The organism is Cupriavidus sp. BIS7 (assembly GCF_000292345.1).
Lineage (GTDB): Bacteria > Pseudomonadota > Gammaproteobacteria > Burkholderiales > Burkholderiaceae > Cupriavidus.
Window position 1 is genome coordinate 138,634 of sequence record NZ_ALOU01000047.1, and the last position, 9,743, is coordinate 148,376.

Sequence of the window (9,743 nt, forward strand, 5' to 3'; positions counted from 1 at the left end):
CACGGTCATTGATCAATACGATGTGACTTGTCGCTATCCATCTGCGATAGTGGACCGCGACTCCTGCCGGCGAGTCAGTTCTCCGGCGCCATTGGAGCAGCCGCAGCACGCTGCAAAGCCAAGACCCACAAACCGTCCATCGCGCGACCCCCGGGACGCGCGCCGCTGGATCAAGGAACCGTCATGAAAAAACTCACAACCGCATTTGGCGCGCCAGTTGTCGATAATCAGAACATTCAGACCGCCGGTCCGCGTGGACCGGCCCTTCTCCAGGATGTCTGGTTCCTGGAAAAGCTCGCCCACTTCGACCGCGAGGTGATTCCCGAGCGCCGCATGCACGCCAAGGGCTCCGGTGCGTATGGCACGTTCACCGTCACTCACGACATCACCAGGTACACGCGCGCCAGCCTGTTCTCGCAAATTGGCAAGAAGACCGACCTGTTCCTGCGCTTCTCGTCCGTGGCGGGCGAGCGTGGCGCGGCCGATGCGGAACGCGATATTCGCGGCTTCGCCGTCAAGTTCTACACCGACGAAGGCAACTGGGATCTGGTGGGCAACAACACGCCGATCTTCTTCCTGCGCGATCCGCTGAAGTTCCCGGACCTGAACCACGCCGTGAAGCGCGACCCGCGCACCGGCCTGCGCAGTGCCGAGAACAACTGGGACTTCTGGACCAGCCTGCCCGAGGCCCTGCACCAGGTGACGATCGTGATGAGCGACCGCGGCATTCCGCGCACGTGGCGCCATATGCACGGTTTCGGCAGCCACACGTTCAGCTTCATCAACACGGACATGGAACGCTTCTGGGTCAAGTTCCACTTCGTCACGCAGCAAGGTGTCCAGAACCTGACCGATGCGGAAGCCGCGGAGATTACCGGTCAGGATCGCGAGTACCACCAGCGCGACCTGTACGAGTCCATCGAACGCGGCGACTTCCCGCGCTGGAAGCTCTTCGTGCAGATCATGCCCGAAGCCGAAGCCAGCAAGGTTCCGTACCACCCGTTCGACCTGACCAAGATCTGGCCGAAGAAGGACTATCCGCTGATCGAAGTGGGCGTGCTGGAACTCAATCGCAATCCGGACAACCACTTTGCCGAAGTCGAACAATCATCGTTCGCGCCGTCGACGATAGTTCCCGGCATCGGCTTCTCGCCGGACAAGATGCTGCAGGGCCGCCTGTTCTCGTATGGTGACGCGGCGCGCTATCGCCTCGGCGTCAACCATCACCAGATCCCGGTGAATTCGCCGAAGGCCGCGAAGTACATCAACAGCTACCACCGCGACGGGGCAATGCGCGTCGATGGCAACCAGGGCGGCACCATCGGCTACGAGCCCAACACGAAGGGCGAATGGACCGAACAGCCGGACTTCCGCGAACCACCGCTCACGCTGGAAGGCACGGCTGATCACTGGAACCAGCGTGTCGACGGCGACTATTTTTCGCAGGTTGGCGCACTGTTCCGGCTGATGTCCGCAGCACAGCGGCAGGTGCTGTTCGACAACACGGCCCGCTCGATCAAGGGTGTGTCCAGGCATATCCAGCAGACCCATATCAAGCACTGCACTGCGGCTGATCCCGCCTATGGCGCGGGTGTTGCGGCCGCCATCGAGAAGATCGAGGCGAAATAAGTCTCTCCCGCCGTGCCCCGCTCCCGCACATTGGGAGTGGGGCGGGAGCGACAGCCAGCGCATCTCGCACAAACAACTTCAAACAGGAAACCGGAGATGGACAATCCTCAAGCCCCCATGACCGCGGACGAAGAAGCCCGCATGATCGCCGCGCTGGGCCAGGTGTTCGATCTCGCGCGCCATGGCGATACCGCCGCACTGGCGGCACTCATTGCGCGCGGCATGCCGCCGAACCTGCGCAACGAGAAAGGCGACACCCTTGTCATGCTGGCCGCGTATCACGGGCAGGCCGACGCACTGCGCATGCTGCTGGAAGCTGGCGCCTCACCGGACATCCGCAACGCGATGGGGCAGACACCCATCGCCGGTGCTGCCTACAAGGGTTTCAAGGAAATCATCGAAATCCTGCTCGCGCACGGTACCGACGTCGAAGGGGCCTCGCCCGACGGCCGGACCGCGCTGATGACGGCCGCAATGTTCCAGCGCACGGAGATCGTTGAACTGCTCAAGGCGCACGGCGCCGACCCCGACGCGCGTGACAGCCGTGGCATGACGGCAGCCGATGCGGCGGCGTTCATGGCCGGCAGGCACGGCGGAGGGCGTTAAAACGTCGCGCCGTCCCGCGCGCTTATCCCCGCCCCACGAACGGCATCTTGGTGGCCATGACGGTCATGAACTGCACGTTCACGTCGAGCGGGAGGTTGGCCATATGCAGCACCGAACTGGCGATGTGAGCCACATCCATCAGCGGTTCCGGCCGGATCTCGCCGTTGGCCTGCGGCACGCCGCGCGCCATGCGGTTGGCCATGTCGGTACCGGCGTTGCCGATGTCGATCTGGCTGCACGCAATATCCCACGGACGGCCATCGAGCGACAGGCTCTTGGTCAGCCCCGTGATGGCGTGCTTCGTTGCGGTGTAAGGCACCGTATTCGGCCGCGGCGCATGGGCTGATATCGACCCGTTGTTGATGATTCGGCCGCCACGCGGGTCCTGCGATTTCATCAGCGCAAACGCGCCACGCGCACACAGGAACGCACCGGTCAGGTTGGTGTCCAGCACGGCTTTCCACTGTTCGAACGACAACTCGTCGATACCGATCGCCGGAGCGTTGATGCCTGCGTTGTTGAACAGCACGTCGAGCCGGCCAAAGCGCTCGCGGATCTTGCCGTACAACGCATCGACCGAGGCCGGATCGCTCACGTCGCACTGCACGGCCAGCGCGGTCTGCCCCGCCGCCGTTGCCTGATCGGCCAGCGCTTCCAGCGTCTGCGCGGTACGTCCGGCCAGAACGACCTGGTAGCCGTCAGCGAGCATTGCCTGTGCCACCGCCTTGCCGATACCTCGGGCCGCGCCCGTGACCAGTGCGACCTTTGTCTGCTTTGTCATGCTCAATGTCTCCAATGTTTTGCGGCTGGGGAAAATCCCGGAAGATCGCCCCCTGGAGATTCTGCCCGAAAGCCCCCGTCTGCCGCAGCGTCACCTGACATCTCCGTCCGGCATCAACGCGTGGATTCCACCAGTTCGGCCCGTTCGGCCACGATGCGCAGGCGGTCGAAGTTCATGTTGGCGCCCGATGTGATCGCCACCAGCTCCCTTGACGCCACTCCGGCTGTTTCCGCGTACAGTTTCAGGCCAGCCACGGTCAGCGCGCCGGCGGGCTCCACCAGGCTGCGCGTGTCCTGGAAAATGTCCTTGATTGCCGCGCACAGCGCGTCCGTGTCCACGGTCAGCACGCCGTCCAGGTACTTTCTGCACAGGCGGAACGTCTCTTCCCCGACGCGCTTGACAGCCGTTCCGTCGGAAAACAATCCCACCGAATCCAGCGTCACGCGCTCGCCAGCCGCCAGCGAGCGCGCCATCGCGCAGGAATCGTCGGTCTGCACGCCGATGACCTGAACCTCGGGCCGCACGGCCTTGATATAGGCCGCAACGCCGGCGGCAAGACTGCCGCCGCCGATCGGCACGAATACGGCGTCGAGCGGGCCGCGATGCTGGCGCAGGATCTCCATGCCGACCGTGCCCTGCCCGGCGATGACATCGGGATCGTCGAAAGCCGGAATGAATGTGAGCCCATGCTGACGCTGCAGCGACAGCGCGTGGTCATAGGCATCGGAGTAAGACTCGCCGGCCTGCACGACTTCGACCATTGCACCGCCATGGGCGCGCACCGCGTCCACCTTGACCTGCGGCGCGGTCTGCGGCACCACGATGACCGCCCGCACGCCAAGCCGGGCCGCCGACAGCGCCACGCCCTGCGCGTGATTGCCGGCCGATGCCGTGATCACGCCGCGTGCCAGTGCATCGGGTGGCAGATGAGCCATCTTGTTGTAGGCCCCGCGCACCTTGAACGAGAACACGGGTTGGTGGTCCTCGCGTTTGAGCCAGACGCGATGGCCCACCCGCGCGGACAGCGCGGGCGCGGCCTCGAGCACGGTCTCGCGGGCCACGTCGTAGACGCGGGCGGTCAGGATGCGCCTCAGGTAGTCGTCCAGGTCGGGGTCGGAGTCCGTTTCATACGGCACGGCACGCGCCCGGGACAGCTTGCCCGGCACGGATTCTGGCAACGAAAAGGGGCTGGATAACGGGGGGCTGGTTAACGGCATGGTCGCTCCATTCTTGAGGGTTGGATTCCCAAGGAAGCGGCAACAAAAAACCCGCCTCGTTGGGCGGGTTTTTGATGTCTGTTTCGGACGCGCGCTAACCCACCATTCCAGGAATGGTGCGAATAATCGCGGCGATGCGGATAGCGAAACGAGACATGGCGTCGAGTGTCACGGATTGCCCAACATATGTCAATCCCGACACAAGTTGGGCCGAATCTTGGCGTTTTGCCTGTTGTAGCCGCGCCGACGACGGCAATCCGCTTGCCGGTGCGGCGCTCAGGCAGATGGCGGCTCGTATTAGAATCGCCGCTGTCGATTCGTTTGACACTGGCAAGACCAGAGGTCATGTTCCGGGGCACGGGTTAGCCACGGACTGGCATTGCCGCGGGTGTCCAACCCTACAGTTCATAGAAAACCAGCCGATATCAGTCCAACGCACCACGGGTTCCGGGCTGAAAAAAACATGACCGCGTTCGCATACGATGTAGCCCTGGCACAAGATCCCGCCGAGCACAGGCGGCCCGGTGCCGGCCCTGCCACCGGCGAGGCCTGGGCGCTGCTGGAAGCTTCCGGCGCGCTGGCCATGCGCGTGGACTTGCAGGGGCACGTCCTGAACGCCACCACGGCCACTGCCGAGCTGCTGGTCTATCCGCGCGAATACCTGCTGCGCACCTCCGTGCTGGACATCATTGCACTCGAATCCCGCGAACGCGTGACCTTGATGCTTGCCGGCTGCGCGCAGGACCATATGGCCCGCCGCGAGCGCGTACGCGTGGCCGGTGGCATTGGCGGCCCCGGCTGGCTCGACCTGCATGTCAGCTACTACTGCGACACCGACGACGACTCGCCCAGCCTGCTGCTGTTCGGCCAGGACATCACGCAATGGGTGGAATCGGAACGCGACCTGACCGAGCGTGCCTTCCTCGATCCGTTGACCGGCGTGGGCAACCGCGCCTACATCGGCAAGCGCATCGAGGAATACACGTCCGGCAACTGCGCGGGTCAACCATTCGCCGTTGCGCTGATGGACCTGGACGGCTTCAAGAACATCAACGATTCGCTCGGCCACGAGTACGGCGACGCGCTGCTCAAGGAAGTTGGCGCGCGCCTGCAGGACACCGTGCGCACAAGGCAAAGCGTGGCGCGCCTGGGCGGCGACGAGTTCGTGCTGATGCTCGACGGCCTGGAGTCCGAGGCCGACGCCGTCCGCATTCTCGAGCGCGTGATCCATGTCTGCCGCCAGCCGTTCCTGCTCGGCGGCTGCCAGGTGCGCATCACCACCAGCATCGGCCTGGCCCTGTCGTCCGGCGCGGCCCAGTCGGAATCGCAGTGGCTGCGCCGTGCGGACCTGGCGATGTATGAAGCCAAGGCGCTGGGCAAGAACCGCTACTGCATCTATTCGCCGGAGCTGGACCGCCGGCTCGACGAGCAGTTCCAGATCGAACAGAGCATGTTCGAGGCCGTGCAGAACGGCGAGTTCCTGCTGCACTACCAGCCGATTGTCTGGCCCGGCACCGGCGAGATCTGCGCCGTGGAGGCGCTGATGCGCTGGGAACACGCGGGTCGCGACATCCGGCCCGACGTATTCATCCCTGTTGCCGAGAAAAACGGCCTGATCAAGCATCTGGGCGCCTGGGCGCTGCGCTGCGCGTGCGCGCAGCTGGCCGCGTGGGATGCCCAGGGCATTCATGTGGGCCACATGTCGGTCAACGTATCGGCCATGCAGTTCCTGCACCCGGGCTTCTACGACAGCGTGCGCAACGCGATCCAGGAGACCGGCATCGGCGCCGACCGCCTGTTGCTGGAAATCACCGAAAGCGCGCTGATGACCGACCCGAAGGCGGCGGAGGAACTGCTGCTGTCGCTGCGCGCGCTTGGCATCCGTTTTGCCGTGGATGACTTCGGCACCGGCTATTCGAGCCTGTCGTACCTGCGCCGCTTCCCGCTGTCTGCACTCAAGGTGGACCGCAGCTTCGTTTCGGACATGGTCGATTCCCCGCACGCACGCACCATTGTGTCGGCCGTGCTGTCGCTTGCGCGCGAGCTTGGCCTCGTGGCCATCGCCGAGGGCGTCGAAACGGACGCACAGGGCAAGCTGCTGGCCGCGCAGGGTTGCAATCTCGTGCAGGGCTGGCGCTACGCGCGCGCCCTTGCCCCCGTCGATTTCGAGAATGCCGTGACAGACGGCAAGCTCGTGATCGGCGAGGGCGAAGTCTTCACGCCCACGGTGCCCTGATGTCCCAGTCCGATTTTTTCGAGACCCTGTGGGCACGGATGGCACAGCAGGGAGACTTCCCGACGCTCCAGTACTGTGTCGACAATATCTTCAAGACGCTTAACGCGGACCTGACCGTCGGCGAGATGGCCACGAGCGTGCTGTCGGACTTCAGCCTGTCGCAGAAGGTGATCCGGCTGGCCAACTCGGCCATGTACCGCTCCATCGGCGGCGAGGTCACCACGGTCTCGCGCGCGATCCTGGTGCTCGGTGTCGAGGCGATCAGCCATCTGACGCTCGGCATCCAGCTGCTCGACTACTTCCACGGCGTGGCGCCGAATCGCCCGCAGGCCGCCCGCGCGCTGCAACGCGCGCTGGTGGCCGGCGAAATCACGCGCGCGCTGAGCCAAGCCCGCGGCATCAACGAGGGCGAGGAAGCCGTCGTCTGCACGCTGATGCACCATATGAGCCGGCTGCTGCTGGTGTTCTACTTCCCCGAGGAATGGGAGCGCGTGGAGGCGCTGTGCGCCGCGCACCCCATGACCGAAAACGAGGCGTGCCAGGAAGTGCTCGGGGTTTCGATGGTGGAGATCGCCGAGGCCGCGGCACGCAAGTGGCGCCTGCCCGGACTGATCGCCCATGCGATGAAGCCGCGTACAGTGTCACCAGGCACTGTGCTGGAAACCCATGCGGACTGGCTTGGCGCCATCGCCCAGGTATCCGCGCAGGCCGCCGCAGCGATGGTGCGCGAGGGCACGCAGGAATCGGTCGAGGAAATGCTGCTGTCGCACGCGAAGGTGCTGGGGCTCGATGCGCGCGATGTGAGCGTGGCCGTACGCCAGGCCGAATTGCTCAGCATCTCGATCACCGAATCCGAGACAACGGCGCACGACGCCACGGCGCCCGGACATGGCGCACGGCCTGACAACATCCTCGAACGGCTGCGCCAGGGGCTGGCCGAAGTACGGCGCGAAGGCGCGGGACTGACGGTATCGCAACTGGCGCCAATGGTGCTGGAATCGTCGATGCGCGCACTGGACTTCTCGCGCTGCTTCCTGATGATGCTGAATCCCTCGACGCGGCACTTTCACGCGCGGCTCGGCTTCGGCGAAGGCATGCGTGAAGTCCTTCCCGCGCTGTCGTTCGAGGAAGGCTTCGTACCGGACATCTTCCACTTTGCCGGGCTATCCGACAGGCCGCTGCTGATCGAGGACACGACCGACGCCGAAATGGCACGCCGCCTGCCGCGCTGGTATCGCGAAGCGCTTCCCGACGCGCGATCGATCCTGCTGGCGCCGGTCAAGATCCGCAATCGCTGCATCGCCATGATCTACGGCGACTGGGGCACCGCGCGCGCGCCTGCGGGCCTGGGCGAAACCGAAATCGGAGCGGTGGACGAACTGATGCGCGAGATCGCCGCAGGCGTGCTGCGCGCGGCACCGGGCCAGCCGTCGGCACGCCAGTCATAGCCTGAACGCTCACGCAGGCGCCTGCGTTGCGGTGACCTCTGGATACTCCAGCAACGGCACGAACTTGCCGGTGCGCCCGTCGAGCGCGTCGATCATGCCGCTCTCGATTTCGTAGACCCAGCCGTGCAGGTCAACGCGCCCTTCGGCCAGCGCCTGCGCCACCGACGGATGCGTGCGCAGGTGGGCCAGTTGTTCGATCACGTTTTCACGGACCATGTCGTCCACGCGCGCGCGGTCCGATGCGTGCGGACGGGCCAGGCTGATCCGCCGGGCGCCGCCGGCATGTTCGAGCCACTCCTCGACGGCCGGCATGTGGTCGAGGCACTTGCACATCGCCACGGCCGTCATGGCCCCGCAATCGGAATGGCCGCAGATCACGATGTCCCGCACCTTGAGCCCGGCAACCGCGAATTCGACGCTGGCAGAGACGCCGCCCGGCTGCACCGCATAGGCGGGAACGATATTGCCGGCATTCCGAATCACGAACAGATCCCCTGGCTCACACTGCGTCAGAAGCTCGGGTAGCACTCGGCTGTCCGAGCATCCGATGAACAGCGTCGTCGGATGCTGCTGCGTGGCCAGGTGCTTGAACAGCGCCGACCGCTTCGGGAATTCTTCCCGCTGGAATTTCAGGATGCCCTCAATCAGGTCTTTCACGCCGGTGTCTCCGCTCGGTCTCTTGGTGGTTTCAGCATGGCTGCGATCAGCTATTGGGTCAAAGACCAGTTTATTATCCTCACTATTGGCAAAACCAATAGTTACCGATCATGCTGCTGCGCCACGTTCGCTATTTCCTGGCCGTTGCCGACGCCGGCAATTTCACCCGCGCGGCAGAGGCGCTGCACGTCTCCCAGCCGACGCTATCCCAGCAGATCCGGCAGCTTGAAGATTCGCTCGGCGCGCCGTTGTTCGACCGCAGCGGCCGGACGGTACGCCTGACCGACGCCGGCGAAGCGTACTACGTACATGCGCGCCGCGCGCTGCAGGACCTGGAAGCGGGACGCCGCGCCATCCACGACGTTGGCGAACTCACGCGCGGCAACCTCAGGCTGGCAATCACGCCAACCTTTACGCCCTATCTGGTTGCACCGCTGATCGTGGGGTTCAACTCGGCATACCCGAACATCACGCTGAGTCTGCGCGAGATGCCGCAGGAGCGCGTCGAGCCCCTGCTGGCCGATGACGAGGTTGATATCGGCATTGCCTTCGACGACGTCCACCTGCCGGACCTAGACGCCACGCCGCTGATGGAAGAACCGCTGGCCTACATGGTCGGCGCCACGCACGCGCTGGCGCGCCGGCGCACGGCGTTGAGCGTCGAAGCGCTTGCGGCGCAGTCGATGGCCATGCTGACGCGGGAATTTGCCACGCGGGGCTATATCGCCCGCTACTTCGGCGCACTGGGCATCGAGCCGCGCATCAACTTCGAGGCGAACTCGGTCAGTGCCGTACTGGATGCCGTGCGCAGCGGCCGGCATGCAACAGTGCTGCCGGCCGCGATCGCCGCCGGGCACCCTGACTTGCGCATCCTCAAGCTTGAACTGCCGCTGCCGCCGCGCAATGCAGCGCTGCTGCAGCGCAGGGGCGCCTATCGCACCGCGGCGGCCAGGGCGTTTGTCGACTTCGCGCTTAAAAGCGCTGCCTCTCTGAAGCAAAGTGATTCTGACTGAAGAAGGCGCATCTATCAGACAAGAAACCCGAGAGAAATCGGAGAATACTTAAATGCGATGAGCATGGAGAGATTGTTGTTTCCTTGATTCAGAAGTGTTCCGATATTGATTACCTTTTTTCCGGTTTCGGAGAAGAGGAGTAGCGTGCGGCGCTGG

Annotated in this window: 7 protein-coding genes and 1 pseudogene; 5 read left to right on the top strand and 3 right to left on the bottom strand. The window is 64.5% G+C overall.

Annotated elements, in window-relative coordinates; genetic code table 11:
- Positions 1-165 precede the first annotated feature (165 nt).
- Positions 166-1,629 (top strand): catalase, encoded by a 1,464-nt coding sequence (locus B552_RS0117120; RefSeq protein WP_280949275.1) that lies wholly within the window; start codon positions 166-168, stop codon positions 1,627-1,629.
- A gap of 117 nt (positions 1,630-1,746) precedes the next feature.
- Positions 1,747-2,235, top strand: a complete 489-nt coding sequence (locus tag B552_RS0117125; protein WP_019450273.1) for an ankyrin repeat domain-containing protein — start codon at positions 1,747-1,749, stop codon at positions 2,233-2,235.
- A gap of 22 nt (positions 2,236-2,257) precedes the next feature.
- On the opposite strand, the gene B552_RS0117130 is transcribed toward B552_RS0117125, so the two are convergent.
- Both B552_RS0117130 and ilvA read right to left on the bottom strand, forming a co-directional pair.
- A complete protein-coding gene (locus B552_RS0117130) occupies positions 2,258-3,016 on the bottom strand; it encodes an SDR family oxidoreductase (protein WP_019450274.1) in 759 nt (252 codons plus the stop codon).
- Positions 3,017-3,141: 125 nt separating this feature from the next.
- Positions 3,142-4,170, bottom strand: a pseudogene (gene ilvA / locus B552_RS27625) (threonine ammonia-lyase, biosynthetic); the annotation flags it as partial.
- A 526-nt stretch (positions 4,171-4,696) separates the two neighbouring features.
- Between ilvA and B552_RS29375 the strand changes: the two are divergent.
- On the top strand, positions 4,697-6,469 hold the full coding sequence (locus tag B552_RS29375) for an EAL domain-containing protein (protein ID WP_019450276.1): 1,773 nt from the start codon (positions 4,697-4,699) through the stop codon (positions 6,467-6,469).
- Positions 6,469-7,917, top strand: coding sequence for an HDOD domain-containing protein (locus B552_RS0117145; protein ID WP_019450277.1), 1,449 nt, complete (start codon positions 6,469-6,471; stop codon positions 7,915-7,917). Before B552_RS29375 ends, B552_RS0117145 begins: the two co-directional genes overlap by 1 nt.
- A 9-nt stretch (positions 7,918-7,926) precedes the next feature.
- Here the strand turns inward: B552_RS0117145 and B552_RS0117150 are convergent, their stop codons facing one another.
- A complete protein-coding gene (locus B552_RS0117150) occupies positions 7,927-8,574 on the bottom strand; it encodes a carbonic anhydrase (RefSeq protein ID WP_019450278.1) in 648 nt (215 codons plus the stop codon).
- A gap of 110 nt (positions 8,575-8,684) precedes the next feature.
- Between B552_RS0117150 and cynR the strand changes: the two genes are divergently transcribed.
- On the top strand, positions 8,685-9,587 hold the full coding sequence (gene cynR / locus B552_RS0117155; protein WP_019450279.1) for a transcriptional regulator CynR: 903 nt from the start codon (positions 8,685-8,687) through the stop codon (positions 9,585-9,587).
- Positions 9,588-9,743 lie beyond the last annotated feature (156 nt).

Bases quoted from the DNA above. Each gene is read 5' to 3' on its own strand.
- B552_RS0117130 (WP_019450274.1), bottom strand. From the start codon at position 3,016: ATGACAAAGCAGACAAAGGTCGCACTGGTCACGGGCGCGGCCCGAGGT.
- B552_RS29375 (WP_019450276.1), top strand. From the start codon at position 4,697: ATGACCGCGTTCGCATACGATGTAGCCCTGGCACAAGATCCCGCCGAG.
- cynR (WP_019450279.1), top strand. From the start codon at position 8,685: ATGCTGCTGCGCCACGTTCGCTATTTCCTGGCCGTTGCCGACGCCGGC.
- B552_RS0117145 (WP_019450277.1), top strand. From the start codon at position 6,469: ATGTCCCAGTCCGATTTTTTCGAGACCCTGTGGGCACGGATGGCACAG.
- B552_RS0117125 (WP_019450273.1), top strand. From the start codon at position 1,747: ATGACCGCGGACGAAGAAGCCCGCATGATCGCCGCGCTGGGCCAGGTG.